Source organism: Streptomyces syringium, assembly GCF_017876625.1.
In the GTDB taxonomy this organism is placed as follows: Bacteria; Actinomycetota; Actinomycetes; order Streptomycetales; family Streptomycetaceae; genus Streptomyces; species Streptomyces syringius.
This window is the reverse complement of sequence record NZ_JAGIOH010000001.1, coordinates 3417157-3441259: the sequence shown is the minus strand read 5'-3', so window position 1 is coordinate 3441259 and position 24103 is coordinate 3417157. Positions and strand designations below refer to the sequence as shown.

At 73.3% G+C, this 24103-nt stretch carries 20 protein-coding genes; 18 read left to right on the top strand and 2 right to left on the bottom strand.

The genetic code is table 11. The annotated features are described in order from the left end of the window. Window positions 1-76 precede the first annotated feature (76 nt). From JO379_RS15120 to JO379_RS33690, 3 genes are all read left to right on the top strand, one after another. Window positions 77-862, top strand: a complete 786-nt coding sequence (locus JO379_RS15120) for a thioesterase II family protein (RefSeq protein WP_130878981.1) — start codon at window positions 77-79, stop codon at window positions 860-862. 215 nt (window positions 863-1077) lie between these two features. Then, window positions 1078-2727, top strand: coding sequence for an SDR family NAD(P)-dependent oxidoreductase (locus JO379_RS33920; protein WP_307842014.1), 1650 nt, complete (start codon window positions 1078-1080; stop codon window positions 2725-2727). A 46-nt stretch (window positions 2728-2773) separates the two neighbouring features. Continuing rightward, entirely contained in the window at window positions 2774-13102 is a 10329-nt protein-coding gene (locus JO379_RS33690) for a type I polyketide synthase (protein ID WP_209515334.1), read from the top strand. Here JO379_RS33690 and JO379_RS15105 read toward each other — a convergent pair. Both JO379_RS15105 and JO379_RS15100 read right to left on the bottom strand, forming a co-directional pair. Then, window positions 13099-14226 (bottom strand): acyltransferase domain-containing protein, encoded by a 1128-nt coding sequence (locus JO379_RS15105; protein WP_209515332.1) that lies wholly within the window; start codon window positions 14224-14226, stop codon window positions 13099-13101. The two genes, JO379_RS33690 and JO379_RS15105, sit on opposite strands and share 4 nt — an antisense overlap. Before the next feature lie 111 nt (window positions 14227-14337). Continuing rightward, window positions 14338-16482: a PIG-L family deacetylase gene (locus JO379_RS15100; RefSeq protein ID WP_245381470.1), complete on the bottom strand. Its 2145-nt coding sequence runs from the start codon at window positions 16480-16482 to the stop codon at window positions 14338-14340. Window positions 16483-17129: 647 nt separating this feature from the next. On the opposite strand from JO379_RS15100, the gene rpsJ reads away from it, so the two are divergent. The 15 genes from rpsJ to JO379_RS15025 all read left to right on the top strand — a co-directional run bounded on the left by rpsJ (window position 17130) and on the right by JO379_RS15025 (window position 24025). Beyond that, on the top strand, window positions 17130-17438 hold the full coding sequence (gene rpsJ / locus JO379_RS15095; RefSeq protein WP_003948644.1) for a 30S ribosomal protein S10: 309 nt from the start codon (window positions 17130-17132) through the stop codon (window positions 17436-17438). A gap of 13 nt (window positions 17439-17451) precedes the next feature. Further along, the gene (rplC, locus tag JO379_RS15090) at window positions 17452-18096 is read left to right on the top strand and encodes a 50S ribosomal protein L3 (RefSeq protein WP_086567349.1); all 645 of its coding nucleotides are present in this window, start codon (window positions 17452-17454) and stop codon (window positions 18094-18096) included. Window positions 18097-18103: 7 nt separating this feature from the next. Further along, on the top strand, window positions 18104-18778 hold the full coding sequence (gene rplD, locus JO379_RS15085; protein ID WP_130878984.1) for a 50S ribosomal protein L4: 675 nt from the start codon (window positions 18104-18106) through the stop codon (window positions 18776-18778). Next, on the top strand, window positions 18778-19110 hold the full coding sequence (gene rplW / locus JO379_RS15080; protein ID WP_130878985.1) for a 50S ribosomal protein L23: 333 nt from the start codon (window positions 18778-18780) through the stop codon (window positions 19108-19110). The genes rplD and rplW overlap by 1 nt, the downstream gene beginning before the upstream one ends. Before the next feature lie 39 nt (window positions 19111-19149). Next, a complete protein-coding gene (rplB, locus tag JO379_RS15075) occupies window positions 19150-19986 on the top strand; it encodes a 50S ribosomal protein L2 (protein WP_130878986.1) in 837 nt (278 codons plus the stop codon). 12 nt (window positions 19987-19998) lie between these two features. Further along, window positions 19999-20280: a 30S ribosomal protein S19 gene (gene rpsS, locus JO379_RS15070; protein ID WP_030890751.1), complete on the top strand. Its 282-nt coding sequence runs from the start codon at window positions 19999-20001 to the stop codon at window positions 20278-20280. Between the two features lie 41 nt (window positions 20281-20321). Continuing rightward, a complete protein-coding gene (gene rplV / locus JO379_RS15065; protein ID WP_004571827.1) occupies window positions 20322-20669 on the top strand; it encodes a 50S ribosomal protein L22 in 348 nt (115 codons plus the stop codon). Further along, entirely contained in the window at window positions 20669-21499 is an 831-nt protein-coding gene (gene rpsC, locus JO379_RS15060) for a 30S ribosomal protein S3 (protein WP_130878987.1), read from the top strand. Before rplV ends, rpsC begins: the two co-directional genes overlap by 1 nt. Window positions 21500-21504: 5 nt before the next feature. Further along, complete coding sequence (gene rplP, locus JO379_RS15055; RefSeq protein WP_130878988.1) at window positions 21505-21924, top strand: 50S ribosomal protein L16; 420 nt, start codon at window positions 21505-21507, stop codon at window positions 21922-21924. Beyond that, a complete protein-coding gene (gene rpmC, locus JO379_RS15050; RefSeq protein ID WP_030368408.1) occupies window positions 21924-22148 on the top strand; it encodes a 50S ribosomal protein L29 in 225 nt (74 codons plus the stop codon). Before rplP ends, rpmC begins: the two co-directional genes overlap by 1 nt. Further along, complete coding sequence (gene rpsQ, locus JO379_RS15045; RefSeq protein WP_030026328.1) at window positions 22148-22429, top strand: 30S ribosomal protein S17; 282 nt, start codon at window positions 22148-22150, stop codon at window positions 22427-22429. Before rpmC ends, rpsQ begins: the two co-directional genes overlap by 1 nt. A 149-nt stretch (window positions 22430-22578) precedes the next feature. Next, complete coding sequence (rplN, locus tag JO379_RS15040) at window positions 22579-22947, top strand: 50S ribosomal protein L14 (RefSeq protein WP_099199421.1); 369 nt, start codon at window positions 22579-22581, stop codon at window positions 22945-22947. A 3-nt stretch (window positions 22948-22950) separates the two neighbouring features. Then, complete coding sequence (gene rplX, locus JO379_RS15035) at window positions 22951-23274, top strand: 50S ribosomal protein L24 (RefSeq protein ID WP_130878989.1); 324 nt, start codon at window positions 22951-22953, stop codon at window positions 23272-23274. Continuing rightward, window positions 23274-23834 carry a 50S ribosomal protein L5 gene (gene rplE / locus JO379_RS15030; protein WP_130878990.1) on the top strand — a complete coding sequence of 187 codons (561 nt, stop codon included), beginning with the start codon at window positions 23274-23276 and terminating at the stop codon, window positions 23832-23834. Before rplX ends, rplE begins: the two co-directional genes overlap by 1 nt. Before the next feature lie 5 nt (window positions 23835-23839). Further along, window positions 23840-24025 (top strand): type Z 30S ribosomal protein S14, encoded by a 186-nt coding sequence (locus JO379_RS15025; RefSeq protein WP_030368403.1) that lies wholly within the window; start codon window positions 23840-23842, stop codon window positions 24023-24025. The last annotated feature ends 78 nt before the right edge of the window (window positions 24026-24103 follow it).

Here is a 24103-nt window from a genome sequence, read left to right as displayed (position 1 = left end):
TTGTGTCCCGCCCCGGCGCTCTGGCAGGGTGTCGCCGACGTACGCCGGGGATCCGCGACGGGATTGGACGGACGCCTTGACCATCCGGAGCGAGGACGACGAGCTGTGGATCCGGCGTTTCCGTCCCTCGCCGGACCGCGCCGTCCCTCTCGTGTGCTTCCCGCACGCGGGCGGGTCGGCGAGTGCGTACGTCGCCTTCGCGGAGGCACTCGCCCCGTCGGTCGAGGTGCTGGCCGTGCAGTACCCCGGCCGGCAGGACCGCCGCTGGGAGCCGCCGGGCCGCACCGTCGCCGAGCTGGCGGACGGGGTGGCGGACGCGCTCGCGGACCGGCCCGGCCGGCCGCTGGCGCTGTTCGGGCACAGCATGGGGGGTGCGATCGCGTTCGAGGTGGCGCGCCGGCTGGAGGCGCGCGGCCGCGCCCCCGTCGCGCTCTTCGTCTCCGGCCGACGGGCCCCCTCCCGGCACCGCGAGGCCCTCGAAGCCCGGCCCGCGGGCGAGGAGGCCGGGCCGCCCACGGACGAGGAGATCGTGGCGGAGCTGAGGAGGCTCGGCGGCACGGACGCGGCCGTCCTGGCGGACGCCGTGCTCATGCGGATGCTGCTGCCCGTGGTGCGGGCCGATTACCGGGTCGCGGGTTCCTACCGGGGCGAGCCCGGTGCGGCCGTCGGCTGCCCGCTGACCGTGCTGGTCGGCGACCGCGACCCGGAGACCACGATCGAGGAGGCCGGGGCCTGGAGGGCGCACGCCACCGGTGCGTTCGGGATGCGGGTCTGCCCGGGTGGGCACTTCTTCATCGAGTCGAACCGGTCCGAGGTCATCGGCGTGATCGCGGCGGCGCTCCTGCCGGTCGGCGGCGTCTGACGTCGCCCCTTTCCTATACATCCCAACGAGCGACACGGCCTCGCGGCGCCGCCCCCGAACGGGCGTGATGACGCCTTCCTCCGGGGCCGGACAGGCCTGCGGGCGCCGGAATCGGGGGATTCGCCGGGCGCGTTCTCTGGTCGAATGCAACCGGGGAGGCTCGGCGTGTCGTGCGTCCCCACGAACGCGGTGAACAGGATTTCAAGGGGGAAATCGTGGGTTCCAGGAGCATGCGCCCCGCGTCGGCGCGATCGGCGGCGGGCGGGATATCCAAGGGCCGGCTCTGCGGCGAACTGTCCTTGGTGCAGGGGGAGTTACTCGGCGAGGATGCCCGGCGGCCGGACGCCGCGTCGCACCCCGCCGAGTTCACGTACACCGCCACCTGGCGGCCCGCACCCCTGACGCCCACGGGAGACGATGCCCCGGCGGGCCCGGTGCTGATCCTGTACACCCCCGCCGGGCGCCCCCTGGCCGACGCGCTCGCCGTGCGGCACATTGCCGACGGCGTCGTCCACGTCGAACTCGGGACAGTCACCCGGCAGTCGGCCCCCGGCCGCTGGGAGCTCGACGCCACCGCCCCCGACGCACCGGCCGCCCTGCGCGACACGCTCCCGAGGCCGCGCACCGTCTACTTCCTCGGCGGGCTGCGCGCCGCCGCCGAGGACGGCCCGGCGGAGCTGGACCGGGCCGAGGAGAGCGGCGTGCGGGCACTGTTCCGCTGCGCACAGCAGCTCGTGATCCCGGCGGCCGCCACACGGCCGACCGACTGGAGGATCGTCACCAACGACGCCTGGCCGGTCGCGGGCGGCCGGGTCGTGAACCCGTACGCGGCGGCCCTGGCCGGCATGGCCCGGGTGCTGGAGAACGAGCACCGGCACTGGAGCGTCCCCGTCGTCGATCTCGGCCTCGCCGGCCACCTCCCCGGGCCTGCTGGTTCCCGCCGGCACGAACTCGCCGCCCTCGTCATCGCCGAACCGGCCGAACGCGGCGCCCGCGTCGCCCACCGCGACGGCGTCCGCTACCGGCAGGCGCTGCGCCCGGTCACCCTTCCGCCCGCCGACGCCACCGTGATCCGCACCGGTGGCACGTACGCCGTCGTCGGCGGCGCGGGCGGCATCGGCCTGGAGATGGCCCGCTTCCTGGCTCGCGACCACGGCGCGCGGGTGGCCCTGATCGGCCGCTCCCCGCTGGACGAGGACCGGCGCCGCCGGATCGCCGACGCCGACCCCGACGGCTCCCGGCTGCTGTACGTACGGGCCGACGCCTCGGACGAAGACGGCCTGCGGGCCGGGCTCGCCCGCGTCCATGAGCGGTTCGGGCCCGTGCACGGCGTCTTCCACTCGGCGCTGGACCACACCGCCGCCCTGGTCCGCCACCTCGACGACAGCGCGCTGCGCGCCGGGCTCGCCGCGAAGAGCGGGGTCAGCGTCGCGCTCGCCGCCGCCTTCCGCGCCGAACCGCTGGACTTCCTGCTGTTCTTCTCCTCCGCGCAGTCCTTCCTCGGCGACCCCGGACTCGCCGGTTACGCCGCCGGATCGACGTTCCAGGACGCCTACGCGCACGCCCTGGACCAGCGGCTGCCGTTCCCCGTCCGCAGCATCGACTGGGGCTACTGGGGCACGGTCGGCGCCGTCTCCGGTGAGGGCCATCGCGAGTGGCTGACCCGGCAGGGCTTCCGTTCCATCTCGCCGCGCGAAGGCTGGGACACCGTCCTGCGCACCCTGGCCGGACCGGAGACGCAGGTGCTCGCCCTGCCCGCCGAGGACGTCCTCCTGAAGCGGCTGGGTCTGGGTGGCGGACAGCCGGCCGCGTACGCGCAGCCGTCGGCGCCCGTGGCGGTGCCGGCCACGGCACGCATCCGGTGACGGCCTTCGCGGACGGCCTTCGCCGGAGGTCCCGGGCGGTCGTGTCTTGAGCGACACCCTGGACGCCCTGGACGGGCTGAAGTGCACCGTGCTGATCCGCCACACCGACCCGGTGATGCGGGACCACACGGTGCACGGCACGAGCGTCCTGCCCGGGGTGACGTTCCTCGATCTGATCCACCGGATCCTGCGCGCCCGGGGCGTGGACACCGAGACCGCCGAACTGCGGCGGGTGCTGTTCCGGCGGGCCGTGGTGGCGAGCGAGGAGTTCGACACCGGGCTGGAGTTCACCTTCACCGCCGACGTGGGCCGCCACCGGATCGTCGTACACGGGGTGCCGCTGCCGCGCGCCGGTGGCCGGGGCGAGGCCGCCACCGTGCTGGAGGCCGAGCTGTACGCGGGCGAGCCCTTCCCCCGGCACACCGTGGACCTCGCAGCGCTGCGCGCCCGCGCCACGCACACGGTCGACATGGCGGAGCCGTACCGGGTGGCGCGCGGCGCCGGGCTCGTGCACGGCCCGTTCATGCGGGGGCTCGGCACACTGCATGTCGCCGGGGACGAACTGCTCGCGGAGCTGTCGGTCGGCCCGTCCGCCCGGGAGTACCTCGGCCACTTTCCTCTGCACCCGGCCTGCCTGGACGCTGCCGCGATCCTGCCCGCGTGGTTCGCCGACCGGCCCGACCGGCGTGGGTTCGGGGAGGCGGCTGCGGAGGCGCGTGGGCCGTACGTCCCGGTCCGCATCGAGTCCTTCCGCGCCCGTGGGCCCGTCGGTGCGGACAGCCGCGTGCGGGTGCGGCTGCCTTTCCGCGGCCTGGACTCCTGTGTCCTGGACCCCTGTGACCTGGACTTTTATGACGCGGACGGGGTGCGGCAGATGTGGCTGCACGGGCTCACGTCGCAGCGGGTCCACTCCGTGGGGGTGGTGAGGGGACGCGCGGACGCGCTCGACGCTCGGCTGACGGGCGTCCTGCGGGAGCTGCTCGGCGTGGGCGCCGCAGGGGTGACCGCGACCGACACGTTCGCCGAACTGGGCATGGACTACCCGGCCATGGCGGCGTTCGCGCGGCGGGCGGCGGCGGAGCTGGGGGCCGAGCCGTCCCCCTCCTTCCTCGGCTTCTTCCTCGACGGCGGGGCGACGGCGTCCTCGGTGGCCGCCCGGTTGCCCGGGGCGGGGACCGTCACGAGGGCCGTCGGCGCCGGCCCTCCGACGGGGGTGCCCGTCGCGGACCACCCTCTGCTCGGGACGGCCGTCGAACTGCCCGAAGGGCACCTCTTCACGGCGCGGCTGTCCTTGGCGGACCACCCGTGGCTCGCCGATCACGTGATCGGCGGTTCGGTGCTGCTGCCCGGTACCGCCTTCGTGGACCTCGCCTCGCACATCGCTCACCGCATGGGTGTGCCCGTGGTCGAGGAGCTGACCCTGTCCGCCCCCCTCGCCCTGCCCGGACCGCACGCGGCCGTCACCTTGCGCGTCTCGGCGGACGCCGCCGACGCCACGGGCCGACGGGGTTTCGCCGTCCACTCGCGGCCGGAGGACGCCCGGGAGGGTGCGCCGTGGACGCGGCACGCGACCGGCGTGCTGGCCGCCGCCGGACCGTCTTCCACCGGCCGCGCGACCTGGCCGCCGCCCGCCGGTGCCCGGACCGTGCCGGTCGCGGGGACGTACGAGCGGCTGGCCCGGGCGGGGCTCGGCTACGGCCCGTTGTTCCAGGGCTTGAGGGCGGTGTGGCGCCAGGGCCGGGACGTGTACGCCGAGGTCGCCCTGCCCGGTCCTGCCGACGCGGGCGGGGGCGGGGGCTTCGGGGTGCACCCGGCGCTGCTGGACGCCGCGCTGCACGCGATCGCCTTCGGGGATTTCCTCACGACGCCCGGCACGCCGTACGTGCCGTTCGCGTGGAGCGGGGTTCGGCTGCGCGCGGCTCCCGGTGTCGTGGGGCTGCGGGTACGGGTGTCACCGGCGGGGACCGACGCCGTGACCCTGGAGACGACGGACGTCACGGGCGCGCCGGTGGTCACCGTCGAGTCCCTGGCCCTGCGCCCGCTGTCCACGGGTGCGGGTGACGGCTCGTTCTTCCAGGTCGACTGGGTGGAGCTGTCCGCCGCTGCCGCCGGTACGGCCGTGCGGCGCTGCGCGGTCCTCGGCGATTCCCCGGCGCTCTCCGCCGCGCTGTCGGCGGCGGGCGTGCGCGTCGTGTCCGCCCCCGACCCGGCCGCGCTCGCGGCCTCGGGGACGGTCCCGGAGCTGGTCTTCGCCCCGTGCGCCGCGACGACGACGCCCGGCGGGGAGGCGGCGCGGTGGGCGCTGGCGCTCGCCCGGGCGTGGTCGGCCGACGCCCGCTTCGCGGGGTCCCGGCTGGTGTTCCTGACCCGGGGCGCGATGGCGGTCGCCACGGGGGACCGGGTGGACGACCCGTGGCACGCGGCGGTCTGGGGCCTGCTGCGCTCGGCCCAGTCGGAACACCCGCACGGCTTCGCTGTCGCGGACGTGGAGGGCGACATGACCACGGCCACCGCCCGCGCCCTGCTCTCCGCCCTCACGACGGACGAGCCCCAACTGGCCGTGCGCGCGGGCGTCGTCCACGCGCCACGGCTGGCCCGTTGGGCTCCGGACGGGACGGCGGCGGGGGAGCGGGGCGTCGCGGACGGCGCCTGGCGCGCCGGGGCGGGAGCGGGGGTCATCGGGCCCGGCCCGGAGGGCGTGTCGTCCGTCGTGGACAGGGCCCTCGCGCCGGGCGCCGAGGGGAGTGGCCGCGCGCTGCCGGGCCGGTCGTACGGGACCGCGCCGACGGCAGGGCGCACGGCTGGCAGCGCCGTGCCACCGGCTGCGGGTGGCTCCGGGACTACTTCGGCGGGTGTGTCGTGGGCCGGGCATGGGGCGTTCGCATCCGACGCGCCGGGCACGGCGGGCAGCCCGGTCGCCGCACAGGCTGCGGGTGGCCCCTCAGCCACCCCGGCGGGTGTGTCGTCGGCCGGGCATGGTGCCCTCGCGCCCGGTGCGTCGGTCGGCGTCGGCAGGGCCGTGCCACCGGCGGCGGGTGGCTTCACCGGTGGTTCGCGTACCGACACGGTGGACGTGGACGCCCACGGGAATCGCCGCGCGCTGCCGAGCGCGCCGGGCCCGGCCGGGCCCGGCGCGGCAGACGCGAAGCCAGCGAGGCCGGGGCCGGGCCCCGTCGCCGCGTTCACCCCCGGCGGGGCGAAGGCTCCGAACACCGGCTGGGCCGGGGCCGGCACCGTCGTGGTCACCGGTGCGTCCGGCGCGCTCGGCAGGCTCGTCGCCCGGCACCTGGTGGTCGAACACGGCGTGCGGGGCCTGCTGCTGCTCAGTCGTCGCGGGGCGCGGGCGCCCGGTGCCGAGAGGTTCGAAGCCGAGTTGGCCGGGTTCGGTGCGCACGTCACCACCGTGGCGTGCGACGTCGCCGACCGGGAGGCGCTGGCCGGTGCGCTCGCCCGGGTTCCGGCGGAGCGCCCGTTGAGCGCCGTCGTGCACGCCGCCGGTGTGCTCGACGACGGTGTGCTGGGCGAGCTGACCCCCGCCCGTCTGGACGCCGTGCTGCGGCCGAAGGCAGACGCGGCGTGGCACCTGCACGAGCTGACCCGCCATCTGGACCTGTCCGCCTTCGTGCTGTTCTCCTCCGTCGCGGGCGTCGTCGGTGGTCCGGGGCAGGCCAACTACGCCGCCGCCAACGCCTTCCTGGACGCGCTGGCCCACCACCGCCGCGCCCGGGGCCTGGCCGGGCTCTCGCTGTCCTGGGGGCTGTGGGAGAGCGCCGACGGCACGGCCGACGGCACGGCAGGCGGCACGGCGGCCGGCATGGGCGGCACGCTCGACGGAGCCGGCCGCCGTCGGCTCGGCCGTACGGGCGTCACCGCGCTCGCCGCCCGCGAGGGCCTGCGGCTGCTCGACGCGGCGGCCGCGTCCGGACGGGCGCACCTCGTGCCGGTCGCCCTCGACCCCTCCGCAGGCACGGGCCCCGTGCCGCCACTGCTGCGCGGCCTGGTCCGGGAGCCCGCCCCCGCCCCGCTCGCGGCCCTGCCCGCGTCCGGGCTCCGCGAGACGTTGGCGCAGTGCGTGCGCGAACAGGCCGCGGGCGTGCTCGGCCACGCGGACGCCGGTGCGATCGCGTCGGACCGGCCGTTCGCCGAGCTGGGCTTCGACTCGCTCAGCTCGGTGGAGTTCCGCAACCGGCTGGAACGCGCACTGGGCGCCGGCTGCCCGCGTCTCCCGGCCACGCTGACCTTCGACCACCCCACCCCCGACGCGCTGGTGGAGTACCTGTGCGGCGAGTTCGGCAGCAGGACAACCGCGCCGGACGTCACCGCCGGGCCCAGCCAGGAGCCCATCGCCATCGTCGGCATGGCCTGCCACTACCCCGGGGGCGTCCGCACGCCCGACGACCTCTGGCGGCTCGTCGCCACCGGCGCCGACGCCGTCACCGGCTTCCCCGAGGACCGGGGCTGGGACATCGGCGACGAGGGCACCACCCGCGAAGGCGGGTTCCTGCACGACGCGGCCGGGTTCGACGCCGGGTTCTTCGCCATGTCGCCGCGCGAGGCCCGCGTCACCGACCCGCAGCAGCGGCTCTTCCTCGAAACCGCCTGGGAGGCCGTCGAACGCGCGGGCATCGACCCGCACACCCTGCGCGGCACCCGCACCGGCGTCTACGCGGGCGTGATGTACCACGACTACCCCGGCGCCGACGCGGCCGGCAGCGTCGTCTCCGGCCGGGTCTCGTACGCCCTGGGCCTCACGGGCCCGGCCCTCACCGTGGACACGGCGTGCTCGTCGTCGCTGGTGGCGCTGCACCTGGCCGTGCACGCGCTGCGCCGCGGCGAGTGCGCGCTCGCGCTGGCCGGCGGGGTCACGGTCATGGCGACCCCGGGCACGTTCGTGGAGTTCGGCAGGCAGCGCGGGCTGGCGGCGGACGGGCGCTGCAAGTCCTTCGCGGCCGCGGCCGACGGCACGGGCTGGGCCGAGGGGGTCGGGGTGCTCCTCGTCGAGCGGCTCTCCGACGCGCGCCGCAACGGCCACCGGGTCCTCGCGGTCGTCCGCGGCAGCGCGGTCAACCAGGACGGTGCCAGCAACGGTCTGACCGCGCCCAGCGGCCCGTCCCAGCAGCGTGTCATCCGCGACGCGCTGGCCGACGCGGGCCTGTCGGCCGACCGGGTCGACGCCGTCGAGGCGCACGGCACCGGCACCCGGCTCGGTGACCCGATCGAGGCACAGGCCCTGCTGGCGACCTACGGACGAGGCCGGGCGCCGGGGCGGCCGTTGTGGCTCGGGTCCGTCAAGTCGAACCTCGGTCACAGCCAGGCGGCCGCCGGTGTCGCGGGCGTCGTCAAGACGGTGATGGCCCTGCGCAACGGGCTGCTGCCGCGCACCCTGCACGTCGACGAGCCCACCCCGCACGTCGACTGGTCGGCGGGCGACGTGCGGCTGCTGACGGGACCCGTGCCGTGGCCGGGCACGGCCGGCGAGGTGCGCCGGGCCGCCGTCTCGGCGTTCGGGCTGAGCGGCACGAACGCCCACGTGATCATCGAGGAGGCGGAGGCGGAGGAAACGGAGGAGGAGCCGGAGGGCATCCCGCGCGGACCCCTGCCCTGGCTGCTCTCCGCCCGCACCCGGGAGGCCCTCCGCGACCAGGCCGCCCGGCTGCGTGCCTGGGCCCGGGACCGTCCCGCGCTGCGCCCGCTCGATGTGGCGTACGCGCTGGCGACGACCCGTTCCGTCTTCGAGCACCGGGCGGTGGTGCTGGGGGCCGGCCGCGCGGAACTGCTGGCCGGGCTGGACGCGTTGGCGGACGGCGCGGCGGGCACCGGGGCCGTCATCGGTACGGCCGTGCCGGACACCCCCCTGACCGCGCTCGCACGGGCGTACGTCGGAGGCGGCCCGGTCCCGGACCGGGCCGCCGCCTTCGCCGGTACGGGCGCGCGGACCGTGGAGCTGCCCACGTACGCCTTCCAGCGCGAGCGGTACTGGGCCACACCCCCGGCCCCCGGCACCGGCGCCGCCCACCTCGGGCTGCGCGCCACCGCCCACCCCCTGCTGGGCGCGGCCGTCACGCTCGCCGACACCGAGGGGCTGCTGTTGACCGGCAGCGTCTCGCCGCGCACCCACCCCTGGCTCGCCGACCACACCGTGGACGGCACCGTGCTGCTGCCCGGCACGGCCTTCGTCGAACTGGCCCTCCGGGCCGGGGGCGAGGCGGGCTGCGACGTCCTGGAGGAACTGACGCTCCAGACGCCGCTGGCCCTCCCCACCGGCGGGGTGCGGCTCCAGGTGACGGTCGGCGGACCCGACGCGGACGGCCGCCGTCCGCTGGCCGTGCACTCCCAGGCGGCGGACGCGGACGATCCGGGCTCCTGGGTGCGGCACGCCACCGGAGTGCTGGCCGCCGGCGCCCCGACGGCCCCGCCCGCGGTGGGGGAGTGGCCGCCGCGGGGCGCCGAGGAACTGCGGCCCGAGGACGTCTACGCCGCCATGTCCGCGGCCGGGCTGGAGTACGGACCGGCGTTCCGCGGCGTACGGGCCGTGTGGCGGCAGGGCGCCGACCTGCTCGCGGAGGTCGCCCTGCCGTCCGGCACGTCCGGTTTCTCCGGCACGGAACCGGACGCGACCGCGTACCGCCTGCACCCGGCTCTGCTCGACGCCGCGCTGCACCCGTTGGCCCTGGGCCTGCCCGGAACGGGCGACGAGCCCGGGGGACGGCCCCGGCTGCCCTTCGCCTGGCGCGGCATCGCCCTGCACGCCTCGGGCGCGGGCACCCTGCGGGTCCGGCTGACGGCCGGGGCGGGTGGGGCGGGCGGGGTGCGCCTGTACGTCCACGACGCGGCCGGCGGCCCGGTGGCGACGGTGGACTCCCTCGTCGTACGCCCCCTACCGGAAGGAGCCCTCACCGCGGGTGCCGCCGGGGCGCGGGAGACTCCACTCTTCCGTGTCGAGTGGACGCCCCTCCCGGTCCCGCTTCCGGCGGAACCGGTGGCGCGGAGCGTGCCGTGGGCGGTCCTCGGTCCGGACGGCCCGGCGCTGACCGAGGCGTTGGAAGCGGGCGGTGTACGGGCACGGGCCTACGAGGGCCTCGCCGCACTGACCGCCGAGCCGCCACCCGGGCCGGTGCTCGTCCCCTTCTTCCCCCGCCCCGACGCGGACCTCGCGGCGACCGCCCGCACGGCGGTGCGCCGGGCCCTGTCCCTGGCCCAGGGCTGGCTGGCCGACGACCGCTACGCGCGGTCGCGGCTCGTGCTCGTCACCCGGGGCGCGTCGGGCGCCGAACCGCCCGGCGACCCGTCGCACGCGGCCCTCTGGGGCCTGATCCGCTCCGCCCAGTCCGAACACCCCGACCGCTTCGTCCTCCTGGACCTCCCGGCTTCGACCGCCCCCTCGGACGTCCCCTTGGCCGGTCTCCCGGCGGCCCTGGCATCGGGGGAGCCGCAACTCGCCCTGACGGCCGATGGCGTGCCGCGGGTACCGCGCCTGGTGCGGGTGAGTGCCGAGCCTTCCGGCAGGGGCGCCGTCGGCCAAGGCGCGGGCACCCCCCACCCACCGGGCCCGCGGCCCGCGCGCGCCACCTGGGACCCCACCGGCACCGTGCTGATCACCGGCGCCACCGGCACCCTCGGCGGGCTCGTCGCCCGGCATCTCGTCCGTACGCACGGCGTGCGGCACCTTCTCCTGGCCGGGCGCCGGGGGGCGGGCGCGCCCGGGGTGGCGGAGCTGGCCGACGAGCTGACCCGGCTCGGCGCGGACGTGGCGGTCGTCGCCTGCGACGTCGCCGACCGGGCCGCGCTGCGGGAGCTTCTCGCGGGGGTGCCCGAGGCGCACCCGCTGACCGGGGTCGTGCACGCCGCCGGGGTCCTCGACGACGGCGTGTTCGCCGCGCTCACCCCCGACCGGCTCGACCGCGTCCTGCGGCCCAAGGCCGACGCCGCCGCGCACCTGCACGAGCTGACGTGCGAACTCGGCATCGAGCTGTCCGCCTTCGTGCTGTTCTCCTCCGCCTCCGGCGTGCTGGGCGGGCCCGCCCAGGCCGGTTACGCCGCCGCGAACGCCTTCCTCGACACCCTGGCCCGGCACCGCCACGCGCGGGGGCTCGCCGCCTCCGCCCTCGCCTGGGGGCTGTGGGAGGAGCGCAGCGACATGACCGGTGCCCTGGGCGCCGCCGCCCGCGACCGGATGGCCCGTACCGGGTTCCTGCCGCTGGCCACCGAGGACGGGCTCGCGCTGTTCGATACTGCCCAGGCGGCCGACGACGCCGCGCTCGTGCCCGTACGGCTGGACGTGCGCGCCCTCCGTGCCCTCGCCGCGCACGACGTGCCGCCCCTGCTGCGCGGGCTGGTCGAGCCGCCCGCCCGGGCCGACGGTCCCGGATGGGCGGACCGGCTGGCCGCACTGTCCGGCAGTGCGCGCGAACAGGCGGCGCTGGACCTCGTCCGCGACCGTACGGCCACGGTCCTCGGCTTCGCCTCGCCCGACGCGGTCGAGACCGCACGCACCTTCCAGGAACTGGGCGTCGGCTCGCTCAACTCCCTGGAGCTGCGCAACCGCCTCGCCGCCGACACCGGCCTGCGGCTGCCCGCGACGCTGGTCCTCGACCACCCGACACCCCGGGAACTGGGCCGCCACCTGCTCTCCCTGCTCCCCGAACCGGACCGGCCCCCGGCTCCTGCCGCCACCTCCACCCACTCGCAGGACCCCGTCGCGATCGTGGCGGTGGCGACGGCCGACAGGCCCGACTTCGACCCGGACTTCTTCGCGGGTCCGGCCGCCGGACGGCTGGCGGAGACCGTCTGGGAGGCGTTCGAGTCCGCCGGCATCCTCCCGGCACACTGGTCGGAGGCGAGCGGCCGCGTGGGCGTCTTCGTCGGCCGCACCCACCGTGCTCCCGGCCCCCACGCGGGCCGGGTCTCCGCCGCCTACGGCTTCCAGGGCCCGGCGGTCACCCTCGACACGACGGACACAGCCGCCCTGATGGTGCCGCATCTGGCGGTCCAGTCCCTGCGCCGCCACGAGAGCGGGCTCGCCCTGGCGGCCGAGGTGACCGACGCGGGCTGCGCGGTGCTCGTCCTGCGACGTCTCTCCGATGCCCACCGTCACGGCCACCCCGTCCTGGCCCTCGTGACGGACAGCGCGGCCGGCTGGGGCCCGACAGCCGAAGCGGTCCCGCCCGGTGGCCCCGGCCTGGCCGGGCTGATCGCGTCGGTCCGAGCCGTGCGGCAGGGCACGCCCACACTGCGCGTCTCCGCGTTCGGCGCGGACGGAACCCACGCCCACGTGGTCCTCGACGGGGCCCCGGCCGATACCGCCCCCGCCACCCCCACCCCCGGCGGGCGCCCCGGGACGGCGGTGACCGTCTGCGTGGTGTCGGCGAAGTCGCCCGACGCGCTGCGGGCCCAGGCCCGCCGCCTCCGGGCGCACCTGAGGGAACGCCCCGGCCTCGCCCCGGCGACGGTCGCCCACGCCCTGGCCACCACCCGCACGGCCTTCGCCCACCGCGCCGCCCTCGTCACCGAGAGCCGCGCGGAACTCCTCGACGCGCTCACGGCCCTGGCCGACGGCAAGGACGCCGACGGCAAGGACAGCGCGGCCCTTTTGCGTGGGGAGACCGGCCCCACCCCGCCGACCCCGCTGACCATGCGCTTCGCCGCGCACGACGGCCGCAGGCCGGTGTTCGGGCGGGGCCTCTACCGCGCGTTCGGCCCGTACGCCGAGGCGTTCGACGCGACGGTCGAGCTGCTGGACGCCTCCCTCGGCCGCCCGATGCGGGACGTCGTCTGGTACGAGCCGGTGCTGCTGGAAAAGCCCGAGTACGGTCACCCGGCGCTCTTCGCCGTCCAGGTCGCGACGTTCCGGCTGCTGGAGCACCTGGGCCTGCGCCCGGACCGGCTCACCGGCACCGCGGTCGGCGCCGTGGCCGCCGCCCATGCCGCGGGCGTGCTCGATCTGCCCGACGCGGCCGCGCTGGCCGTGGCACACGGACGGCTGGTGGCCGGTACGCCGCGGGAGGAGTTCGAGCGGGTGGCCGGGCGCCTGACCTGCCGGCCGCCGACGGTCCCCCTGCTGTCCGACACGGGCCGGGCCGTCACCGACGAGGAGCCGGCCTCGCCCGCGTACTGGCTCCGCCGAACCGGCGAGACCGCCCCGCCCGCGTCCGACGTGCTGCAACTCGGCCCGTACGGCCCGCACTTCGGCCCGAACGGGCCCGTGGACGCCGCGTCCCAGACCCGCGCGCTCGCCGAGACCCTCGGCCGGGCGTACGTGCGGGGGCTGGCGCTGGACTGGGACGCGCTGTACGGGGGCGGCGGCCGGGGCGTGCGCCCCGGGCGGTACCTCGGCCTGCCGACGTACGCCTTCCGGCGAAGGCCCCGCGGCGGCTAGCGCGCGAACAGCGCGGGCAGCACCGCCGCCTGGTAGGGCGTCAGCTCGGGCCGGCGGGCGCGGGCGGGGTCCGGGCGTCCCAGGGTGCGCAGCGTGTCACGGGAGGCGCGCAGCGCGTCGAGTTCCGCGTTGCGGCGCATGGAGGGCAGGGCCAGGCCCCGGTGGCCGGCGTGCTCCAGGCACTGCCGGACCGGCTCGGTCAGCACGGGGTGCGCGCTGATCTCCAGGAAGACGCCGTGCCCGGCGCAGCTCAGCTGCCGGACCGCCGGGGCGAACCGTACCGGCTCGCGCAGGTTGTCGATCCAGTACGAGGCCGTCAGCTCCGGGCCCTCGATCCTGCGGAGGGTCACCGTGGAGTACAGGGGGACGGCCGCCCGGCGGGGCCGTACGCCGGACAGCGCCGTGCGCAGGTCGTCGCGCAGCTCGTCGACGCAGGGGCTGTGGGAGGGCGCGGTGTCCGGGATCCGCCGGGCGTGCACATCGGTGCCCGCCAGCCGGGCGAGGACCGCGTCGAGGGAGTCGTGGTCGCCGGACAGGACCGTCGTCGTCGGGCTGCCGTACCCGGCGACGACGGCCTTCCCGCCGGTGTCCGCGATCAGTGCCGCGGCCTCGGCGGCGGGCAGCTCCACCACGGCCATCGTGCCCCTGCCGCTGATCCGCTGGAGCAGCGCGCCGCGCCGGCACTGGACGGTCGCGGCGTCCTCCAGGGTCAGGGCGCCCGCGACGTGGGCCGCGGCGACCTCGCCCATGCTCTGGCCGACCACGGCGTCGGGCACCACGCCCCAGGACCGCCAGAGGGCTGCGAGCGCCACCTGCACGGTGAACAGCGTGGGCTGGAGGACGTCGGTGCGCCGCATCAGGGGCCAGGCGTCGTCGCGGGTGAGCCGGTCCACGACCGACCAGCCGGTGTGCGGGGCGAGCGCGGCGTCACAGCGCTCCACGGCCGCCCGGAACACCGCTTCCGTGCGCAGCAGGTCCCGGCCCATGCCGGCCCACTGGTGTCCCTGCCCGGCGAAGGCGAAAACGAGCTTCCCGCCGTCACCACCCGGACCGAGGTCACCCGGGCCGCCGTCACCCTTCCCGGCTGCCTCGCGCGCGCCCACGGCCACCGGATCGAGCGACATGGTCACCTCCGCACACCTCTCGTCAGCGTGCCCGGCGGGCACACGGACGAGAACCTCCGCCGGCCCCCGGAGGTCACTCCCGGCCCGGCGCGCGGGCGCGTGAGGCGCCGGTCAGGCGCCCGCGGCGGGGCCCGCGCGCCAGACCCACGGGGTGGCGTCCGGGCCGAGGGCCACCGCGCACAGCTGCTGTCCCGCGTCCGTGAGCAGCGAGGGCGTGCCCACGGGGACGAGGCCGCCCGGCGGTCGCCGCGGTTCGGAGTCGGGGTCCGCCGCGTCCTGGAGCTGTATCTGGCCGCTCACGGCCCGGCCCAGCACCATGACCGTGTCCTTGCCCCGGGCCGCCACGGAGCGCGCGACGATCGGCCCGTAGCCCGCGAAGTTCTGCAGACCGGTGCCGCTGACCTGCTCGGCGGCCGCGACCTGCTGCCCGCCCCCGCCCCCGCCGGGCAGGAAGCGGTAGACCACCGGTTCCCGCGCGGCCGGGGTGCGGTAGACGACGTTCAGCCCGCCGTCCGGGCCGACGGCCGCGGCGGGCTGGTCGCCGGGCTGCGGCAGGCCCGCCAGCGGCTGGTGGCGGACCGGCCCCGACGGGGTGTCCTGGGCCCAGTGGTGCACGGTGTCGCGGCCCGCCCCGAAGACGTGCACACGCTTGTCCCGGTCCAGCACGACGGTCAGGCCGTCCTGGATCTCCTGGCCGTGCAGGCTCTGCCAGTTCCCCCACCGGCCGTCGGGCTCGCGGACCCGGCTGGAGAGGCCCTTGCCGGCGTTGCGGACGAAGAGGTGGACCCGCCCGTCGGGGGTGGCGATCGCGGCCGGCATGCCGACGCGGCGGCCCCGGTCGGGCTTGCGCTCGGGGTTGCCGAGGCCCCGCCAGGCCTTGAAGGCCCCGCCGGGCTCGCGCTGCTCCAGAACGGCGATCTCGCGGGTGTTGGCCCGGCTGTCGAGGGCGGAGAAGCGCAGCGCGAACAGCAGCCGGCGCCCGGCGGTGTCCTTGACCGAGGCGAGGGCGGGGGCGAGGGGGCCGCCGCCGAGGTTCTGCGGCGCGCCCCAGCGGCCGCTGCCGGGGGAGGACTCCACCCAGCGCACGGCCTGGGTGCCCAGCACGCCGTACGCCTCCAGGCGCCCGGCCCGGTCGGTGTCGGCCACGGGCATCGCACCGGGGTAGCGGTAGTGGGTGGAGCGGATCCAGCCCTTGCGGTTCTTCAGCGGGCGGTCGCCGCCCTGGCCGTAGTCACCGCAGCCGGCGGCGTTGGAGCACTCCCAGGACGGGTCCCCGCCGTACGCCTGGACCAGGCGGTGCTTGGCGTCCACGACGTCCTGCGGGAGATTGTGCGGCCAGCGCTGGTTGTAGTAGCCGCGGAAGGCGGTGGTGGTGAAGCGGGGTGCCCGGCCGTCGCGCTTGACGGCGTCGGCCGTCCACTGGGACATGGCCTTCCAGGAGAACAGCGCGGTCGGCGTGTGGTCGCGGTGGTCCGAGCACGCCCCGTAGTCGTTGTCCTTGGGGTGGGTGGCGTCGTGGACCTGGTAGTCGGGGTCCGGATCCAGGGTGTGGATCACCGTCGGCTTGAACCGGTCCATGATCGCGGCCAGCGCGTCCACCAGCGTGTCGTGCCGGTAGGTGCTGACCGTGGTGCAGGGCGAGCCGGTGGAGACCAGGCTCTGCATGGCCGCGCGCGGGTCCTCCCACAGGTGCGGGATGCGCACGTTGTTCGCGGACTGCATGGCGATGTTCAGAAAGATCAGCCGGACGGTGTGTTTCCCGTCGCCCAGCTCGTTGGTCTCCGCCTTCACGCCCCCGGGGAGGTCCATGACGGACTTCTTCCAGGGCGAGAACTTGTCCATGCCGATCATCTCGGCGTACGCCTGGCGCAGCCCCTGGTGCCGGGCGGAGGCGTACGCGGCCTTGTCCGGCTTGGTCTTCGGCATCCCCTCGATCCAGTTCCGCCCGACCGCCTCACCGGCCGTGACGTACACGGAGACGACGGGCACCCCCGCTCTGGCGATGTTCTCGGCGTCGGGGTTCATGAAATACAGGTCGTCGTCGGGGTGCGCCATGATCTGCAGGAGCAGGGCGTGCTTGCCGTCGTCGAACGATTGTGTTGCCCTGGGGTCGACGGCCCGGGTGGGCTTCGCGCCGCCCGGCCGGTGCTTCCCGGAGTCGCCGCCGCTGCAGCCCACCGCGGTGACCAGCGTGGCCGCCGCCGCACCGGTGAGCGCGGCCCTGCGGGAGATGGCCCAGCGCGGTGAGATGTTCAACTCCGTGACTCCGTCCCGTCGTGCAGCGCCTGGTCCCCGGCTGCCCCAGCGTGTTAGGGGACGGCGAGGGAATCGCGTCGGTTGCCCAAGACCCGACAATGCCTGTTAACGGATTGGGCAAGATTCGGGTCGAGCGGCCGGTGCCGGAAGATACGGACGAGCCGGACGAGCCCGGACGAGGCAGTCGGGGCGGCGGGAAACTCAAGGCCCATAGTGTCCCGTATGTCGGCGGGGTGGTTTGACAACTGAGCCGGTCGGGGTACCTTCTTCGGCTGCGATTGGCGCACCTTCCCGCACGTATGGCACACTGTTCAGGTTGCTCGGTTGAGTGCCAATGCTGCGCGCCTCCCGCCGGGAGGACTGGAAGCGAGTCCCGCAGTACTCGTCACCGCACGTTCCTGCTGTTTCAGTAGGGGCACGGGGTGGAAGTACGGGAATCTTCCGGGAAGTGTCAGCGTGGCCCCGGCCAGGCACTCGGTGGGTGCCCTTCCCCCACAGCCCCCTTCATCAGGGAATTTCCTTCGGGAGATTTTACTGGAAGGGGCGCGACACGCCCGACCGCGTGGGTCGGAGAAGGGCGGCGCTTCAGCAGAGGCGCAGCACACCGAGTCCCAGAGCGTTACGAGAGACAGGACTACGAAGTAGCCATGGCGGGACAGAAGATCCGCATCCGGCTCAAGGCCTACGACCACGAGGTCATCGACAGCTCGGCGAAGAAGATCGTCGAGACGGTGACGCGTACTGGTGCGTCGGTCGCGGGCCCGGTGCCGCTGCCCACTGAGAAGAACGTGTACTGCGTCATCAAGTCGCCGCACAAGTACAAGGACTCGCGCGAGCACTTCGAGATGCGCACGCACAAGCGCCTCATCGACATCCTCGACCCCACGCCGAAGACGGTTGACTCGCTCATGCGCCTCGACCTGCCGGCGGGCGTCGACATCGAGATCAAGCTCTGAGGTGACGCGCGAGATGGCTAAGAACATTAAGGGCGTCCTGGGCGAGAAGCTCGGCATGACCCAGGTCTGGGACGAGAACAACCGGGTTGTCCCGGTGACCGTCGTCAAGGCCGGGCCCTGCGTCGTCACCCAGGTCCGCACCAACGACAGCGACGGCTACGAGTCGGTCCAGATCGCCTTCGGCGAGATCGACCCGCGCAAGGTGAACAAGCCCCTCAAGGGTCACTTCGCCAAGGCCGACGTCACCCCGCGCCGCCACCTGGTGGAGCTGCGTACCGCTGACGCCAGCGAGTACACGCTCGGCCAGGAGATCACCGCTGCCGTGTTCGAGTCGGGCGTCAAGGTCGACGTCACCGGCAAGAGCAAGGGCAAGGGCTTCGCCGGTGTCATGAAGCGTCACAACTTCAAGGGCCTCGGCGCCGGTCACGGCACCCAGCGCAAGCACCGCTCCCCCGGTTCCATCGGTGGCTGCGCCACCCCGGGCCGTGTCTTCAAGGGTCTGCGCATGGCAGGCCGTATGGGCAACGAGCGGGTCACCACCCAGAACCTGACCGTCCACGCCGTTGACGCGGAGAAGGGCCTGCTCCTCATCAAGGGCGCGGTTCCTGGTCCGAACGGCGGCCTCGTCCTGGTCCGTACCGCGGCCAAGGGGGCCTGAGGTAACGATGAGCACCATTGACATCCTTTCGCCGGCAGGCGACAAGGCCGGGACCGTCGAGCTCCCCACGGAGATCTTCGACGCGAAGGTCAGCGTTCCGCTGATCCACCAGGTCGTCGTCGCCCAGCTGGCCGCTGCCCGTCAGGGCACGCACAAGACGAAGACTCGTGGCGAGGTCCGCGGCGGTGGCAAGAAGCCTTACCGCCAGAAGGGCACCGGCCGCGCGCGCCAGGGCTCGACCCGCGCCCCGCAGTTCGCCGGTGGTGGCGTCGTGCACGGTCCCGTGCCGCGTGACTACTCGCAGCGGACCCCGAAGAAGATGAAGGCCGCCGCCCTGCGCGGTGCCCTCACCGACCGGGCCCGCAACAGCCGCATCCACGTCGTCACCGGCGTGGTCGAGGGCGAGGTCTCCACCAAGGCCGCCAAGACGCTGTTCGGCAAGATCTCGGAGCGCAAGAACCTGCTCCTGGTCGTCGACCGCGCCGACGAGGCCGCGTGGCTGTCCGCCCGCAACCTGCCCCAGGTGCACATCCTGGAGCCGGGCCAGCTGAACACGTACGACGTGCTCGTCTCCGACGACGTGGTCTTCACGCAGGCTGCCTTCGAGCGCTTCGTGGCGGGCCCCGCCGCGGCCGCCAAGGCCACCGCTTCCGAGGCTGAGCTCGAAGGGAGCGACGCCTGATGAGCGAGCAGACTGCAGCGGTCATCACCAGCAAGACCTACACGGACCCCCGTGACATCCTGGTCAAGCCGGTGGTCTCCGAGAAGAGCTACGCGCTGCTGGACGAGAACAAGTACACGTTCATCGTCGACCCGCGCGCCAACAAGACCCAGATCAAGCAGGCCGTCGAGGCGGTCTTCTCGGTCAAGGTCACCGGGGTCAACACGATCAACCGCCAGGGCAAGCGCAAGCGCACCCGCACCGGTTTCGGCAAGCGCGCCAACACCAAGCGCGCCATCGTGACCCTTGCCGAGGGCGACCGTATCGACATCTTCGGCGGCCCGGTCTCCTAACGGAGTCCGAGTCGTCCGGAATCGGACGAGGACTGAGAAATGGGTATCCGCAAGTACAAGCCGACGACCCCGGGCCGTCGTGGCTCCAGCGTCGCCGACTTTGTCGAGATCACGCGGTCCACGCCGGAGAAGTCGCTGGTCCGCCCCCTGCACAGCAAGGGCGGCCGTAACAACGCCGGTCGTGTGACCGTTCGCCACCAGGGCGGTGGCCACAAGCGCGCCTACCGAGTGATCGACTTCCGTCGTCACGACAAGGACGGCGTGCCGGCCAAGGTCGCGCACATCGAGTACGACCCCAACCGCACCGCGCGCATCGCGCTCCTGCACTACGCAGACGGCGAGAAGCGCTACATCATCGCCCCGGCCAAGCTCGGCCAGGGTGACCGGATTGAGAACGGCCCCGGCGCCGACATCAAGCCGGGCAACAACCTCCCGCTGCGCAACATCCCGGTCGGTACCACGATCCACGCGATCGAGCTCCGTCCCGGTGGTGGCGCCAAGTTCGCCCGCTCCGCCGGTTCGTCCGTGCAGCTGCTGGCGAAGGAGGGCGCTTACGCCCACCTGCGCATGCCGTCCGGCGAGGTCCGCCTGGTCGACGTCCGCTGCCGCGCCACGGTTGGCGAGGTCGGCAACGCCGAGCAGTCGAACATCAACTGGGGCAAGGCCGGCCGTATGCGCTGGAAGGGCGTTCGCCCGACCGTCCGCGGTGTCGCGATGAACCCGGTTGACCACCCGCACGGTGGTGGTGAAGGCAAGACTTCCGGTGGTCGCCACCCGGTCTCGCCGTGGGGTCAGAAGGAGGGTCGTACTCGTTCGCCGAAGAAGGCGTCCAACAAGTACATCGTCCGCCGCCGCAAGACGAACAAGAAGCGCTAGGAGCGGGTTTAGATGCCGCGTAGTCTCAAGAAGGGGCCCTTCGTCGACGACCACCTCATCAAGAAGGTGGACGCACAGAACGAAGCAGGTACCCACAACGTCATCAAGACCTGGTCCCGTCGCTCCATGATCGTGCCGGCCATGCTCGGCCACACGCTCGCGGTGCACAACGGCAAGACGCATGTCCCGGTGTTCGTCACCGAGTCCATGGTCGGCCACAAGCTCGGCGAGTTTGCGCCGACCCGCACCTTCCGCGGCCACGTCAAGGACGACCGCAAGTCGAAGCGCCGCTAAGGCGGGGTGCGAAGACTATGAACGACACCGAAGGGACAACCATGGAAGCCAGGGCCCAGGCGCGGTACATCCGCGTCACGCCCATGAAGGCCCGCCGCGTGGTGGACCTTATCCGTGGCATGGATGCCACGGAGGCTCAGGCGGTCCTGCGTTTCGCCCCGCAGGCCGCCAGCGTGCCGGTCGGCAAGGTGCTTGACAGCGCCATTGCCAACGCCGCGCACAACTACGACCACACGGACGCCTCCTCGCTGGTCATCAGCGAGGCGTACGTCGACGAGGGCCCGACCCTGAAGCGGTTCCGTCCGCGTGCCCAGGGCCGTGCCTACCGGATCCGCAAGCGGACCAGCCACATCACCGTGGTCGTCAGCAGCAAGGAAGGAACCCGGTAATGGGCCAGAAGGTAAACCCGCACGGGTTCCGGCTCGGCATCACCACCGACTTCAAGTCGCGCTGGTACGCCGACAAGCTGTACAAGGACTACGTCAAGGAAGACGTTGCCATTCGTCGCATGATGACGAAGGGCATGGAGCGCGCCGGTATCTCGAAGGTTGAGATCGAGCGCACCCGCGACCGCGTCCGCGTCGACATCCACACCGCTCGTCCGGGCATCGTCATCGGCCGCCGCGGCGCCGAGGCCGACCGCATCCGCGGCGAGCTGGAGAAGCTGACCGGCAAGCAGGTCCAGCTGAACATCCTCGAGGTCAAGAACCCCGAGGTGGACGCTCAGCTGGTGGCCCAGGCCGTCGCCGAGCAGCTCTCCTCCCGCGTCTCCTTCCGTCGCGCCATGCGTAAGAGCATGCAGTCGACCATGAAGGCCGGCGCCAAGGGCATCAAGATCCAGTGCGGTGGCCGTCTCGGCGGCGCCGAGATGTCCCGCTCGGAGTTCTACCGCGAGGGCCGTGTGCCCCTGCACACGCTCCGCGCGAACGTGGACTACGGCTTCTTCGAGGCCAAGACGACCTTCGGTCGTATTGGCGTGAAGGTCTGGATCTACAAGGGCGACGTCAAGAACATCGCCGAGGTCCGCGCCGAGAACGCCGCCGCCCGTGCGGGCAACCGCCCGTCGCGTGGTGGCGCCCAGGACCGTCCGGCCCGTGGTGGCCGTGGCGGCGAGCGTGGCGGCCGCGGCCGCAAGCCGCAGCAGAGCGCTGCCGCCGAGGCCCCCAAGGCCGACGCGACCGCCGCTGCTCCGGCAGAGACCACCGGAACGGAGGCCTGACCGACATGCTGATCCCTCGCAGGGTCAAGCACCGCAAGCAGCACCACCCGAAGCGGTCGGGTATGGCCAAGGGCGGCACGGAGCTGGCGTTCGGCGAGTACGGCATCCAGGCCGTCACGCCGGCGTACGTCACCAACCGCCAGATCGAGTCCGCTCGTATCGCCATGACCCGTCACATCAAGCGTGGCGGCAAGGTGTGGATCAACATCTACCCCGACCGTCCGCTGACGAAGAAGCCTGCCGAGACCCGCATGGGTTCCGGTAAGGGTTCGCCGGAGTGGTGGATCGCGAACGTCAAGCCCGGTCGGGTGATGTTCGAACTGTCCTACCCGAACGAGAAGACTGCTCGTGAGGCGCTCACCCGCGCTGCTCACAAGCTTCCGATGAAGTGCCGGATTGTTCGGCGCGAGGCAGGTGAGTCGTGATGGCCGCTGGTATCAAGGCGACCGAGCTGCGTGAGCTGAACGACGAGGACCTCGTCGCGAAGCTCCGTGAGGCCAAGGAAGAGCTGTTCAACCTCCGCTTCCAGGCGGCGACCGGGCAGCTCGAGAACCACGGTCGGCTCAAGTCCGTCCGTAAGGACATCGCCCGGATCTACACCCTGATGCGCGAGCGCGAGCTGGGCATCGAGACGGTGGAGAGCGCCTGATGAGCGAGAAGAATGTGACTGAGACGAACGAGCGCGGCTTCCGCAAGACCCGTGAGGGTCTCGTCGTCAGCGACAAGATGGACAAGACCGTCGTCGTCGCCGTCGAGGACCGCGTCAAGCACGCGCTGTACGGCAAGGTCATCCGCCGTACGAACAAGCTCAAGGCGCACGACGAGCAGAACGCTGCCGGCGTCGGCGACCGCGTCCTCATCATGGAGACGCGTCCGCTGTCGGCGAGCAAGCGCTGGCGCATCGTCGAGATCCTCGAGAAGGCCAAGTAAGGAAATTCCCGCAAGGGAATTCCAAAGAAACCGTCTGAGGGGTTTCCCTCGGATAAGTTCCGCCAGGCTCGGTGCGGGGCTTCGGGGCTGCTTTTGAACAAGCACCGTGAAGCCCCCGCCGGGAACCGGCAGACGATCAGGAGATAGACGTGATCCAGCAGGAGTCGCGACTTCGCGTCGCCGACAACACTGGTGCCAAGGAGATCCTTTGCATCCGTGTTCTCGGTGGCTCGGGTCGCCGCTACGCGGGCATCGGTGACGTCATCGTCGCCACCGTCAAGGATGCGATCCCCGGTGGCAACGTGAAGAAGGGTGACGTCGTCAAGGCCGTCATCGTTCGCACCGTCAAGGAGCGCCGCCGTCCCGACGGCTCGTACATCCGTTTCGACGAGAACGCCGCTGTCGTTCTCAAGAACGACGGTGACCCCCGCGGCACCCGTATCTTCGGCCCGGTGGGCCGAGAGCTGCGCGAGAAGAAGTTCATGAAGATCGTCTCGCTCGCGCCGGAGGTGCTGTAACCGATGAAGATCAAGAAGGGCGACCTGGTTCAGGTCATCACCGGCAAGGACAAGGGCAAGCAGGGCAAGGTCATCGTGGCCATGCCCCGCGAGAACCGCGTCCTGGTCGAGGGTGTCAACCGGGTCAAGAAGCACACCAAGGCCGGCCAGACCGCTCGTGGTTCGCAGACCGGCGGCATCGTGACGACCGAGGCCCCCATCCACGTGAGCAACGTTCAGCTCGTCGTGGAGAAGGACGGCAAGAAGGTCGTCACTCGTGTCGGTTACCGCTTCGACGACGAGGGCAACAAGATCCGCGTTGCCAAGCGCACCGGTGAGGACATCTGATGACTGCCACCACCAACGCACCGCGTCTCAAGCAGCGCTACCGCGACGAGATCTCCGCGAAGCTCCGTGAGGAGTTCTCGTACGAGAACGTCATGCAGGTCCCCGGCCTGACCAAGATCGTGGTCAACATGGGTGTGGGCGACGCCGCCCGCGACTCCAAGCTGATCGACGGCGCGATTCGCGACCTCACCACGATCACGGGCCAGAAGCCGGCCGTGACCAAGGCCCGCAAGTCGATCGCGCAGTTCAAGCTGCGTGAGGGGCAGCCGATCGGCTGCCACGTCACCCTCCGCGGTGACCGCATGTGGGAGTTCCTGGACCGTACGCTGTCGCTCGCGCTGCCGCGCATCCGCGACTTCCGTGGTCTGTCCCCGAAGCAGTTCGACGGTCGGGGCAACTACACCTTCGGTCTCACGGAGCAGGTCATGTTCCACGAGATCGACCAGGACAAGATCGACCGCGTCCGGGGTATGGACATCACCGTGGTCACCACGGCGACCAACGACGACGAGGGCCGCGCCCTCCTTCGTCACCTCGGCTTCCCCTTCAAGGAGGCGTAAGCGAGATGGCGAAGAAGTCTCTTATTGCCAAGGCTGCCCGCAAGCCGAAGTTCGGTGTGCGCGCGTACACCCGCTGCCAGCGCTGCGGCCGCCCGCACTCCGTTTACCGCAAGTTCGGCCTCTGCCGCGTGTGCCTTCGTGAGATGGCTCACCGTGGCGAGCTGCCGGGCGTGACCAAGAGCTCCTGGTAACACCCCACTTGGGGTGTCCAGGGCTCTCGGTAAGCATCCTGGATGGCGGTCGCCCGACCTGATCTTGTCGCGTTGCGT

Bases quoted from the DNA above. Each gene is read 5' to 3' on its own strand.
- rpsJ (WP_003948644.1), top strand. From the start codon at position 17,130: ATGGCGGGACAGAAGATCCGCATCCGGCTCAAGGCCTACGACCACGAG.
- rpsQ (WP_030026328.1), top strand. From the start codon at position 22,148: ATGAGCGAGAAGAATGTGACTGAGACGAACGAGCGCGGCTTCCGCAAG.
- rpsS (WP_030890751.1), top strand. From the start codon at position 19,999: ATGCCGCGTAGTCTCAAGAAGGGGCCCTTCGTCGACGACCACCTCATC.
- rplP (WP_130878988.1), top strand. From the start codon at position 21,505: ATGCTGATCCCTCGCAGGGTCAAGCACCGCAAGCAGCACCACCCGAAG.
- rpsC (WP_130878987.1), top strand. From the start codon at position 20,669: ATGGGCCAGAAGGTAAACCCGCACGGGTTCCGGCTCGGCATCACCACC.
- rplX (WP_130878989.1), top strand. From the start codon at position 22,951: ATGAAGATCAAGAAGGGCGACCTGGTTCAGGTCATCACCGGCAAGGAC.
- rplV (WP_004571827.1), top strand. From the start codon at position 20,322: ATGGAAGCCAGGGCCCAGGCGCGGTACATCCGCGTCACGCCCATGAAG.
- rplW (WP_130878985.1), top strand. From the start codon at position 18,778: ATGAGCGAGCAGACTGCAGCGGTCATCACCAGCAAGACCTACACGGAC.
- rpmC (WP_030368408.1), top strand. From the start codon at position 21,924: ATGGCCGCTGGTATCAAGGCGACCGAGCTGCGTGAGCTGAACGACGAG.
- rplC (WP_086567349.1), top strand. From the start codon at position 17,452: ATGGCTAAGAACATTAAGGGCGTCCTGGGCGAGAAGCTCGGCATGACC.
- rplE (WP_130878990.1), top strand. From the start codon at position 23,274: ATGACTGCCACCACCAACGCACCGCGTCTCAAGCAGCGCTACCGCGAC.
- rplD (WP_130878984.1), top strand. From the start codon at position 18,104: ATGAGCACCATTGACATCCTTTCGCCGGCAGGCGACAAGGCCGGGACC.
- JO379_RS15105 (WP_209515332.1), bottom strand. From the start codon at position 14,226: ATGTCGCTCGATCCGGTGGCCGTGGGCGCGCGCGAGGCAGCCGGGAAG.
- JO379_RS15025 (WP_030368403.1), top strand. From the start codon at position 23,840: ATGGCGAAGAAGTCTCTTATTGCCAAGGCTGCCCGCAAGCCGAAGTTC.
- rplB (WP_130878986.1), top strand. From the start codon at position 19,150: ATGGGTATCCGCAAGTACAAGCCGACGACCCCGGGCCGTCGTGGCTCC.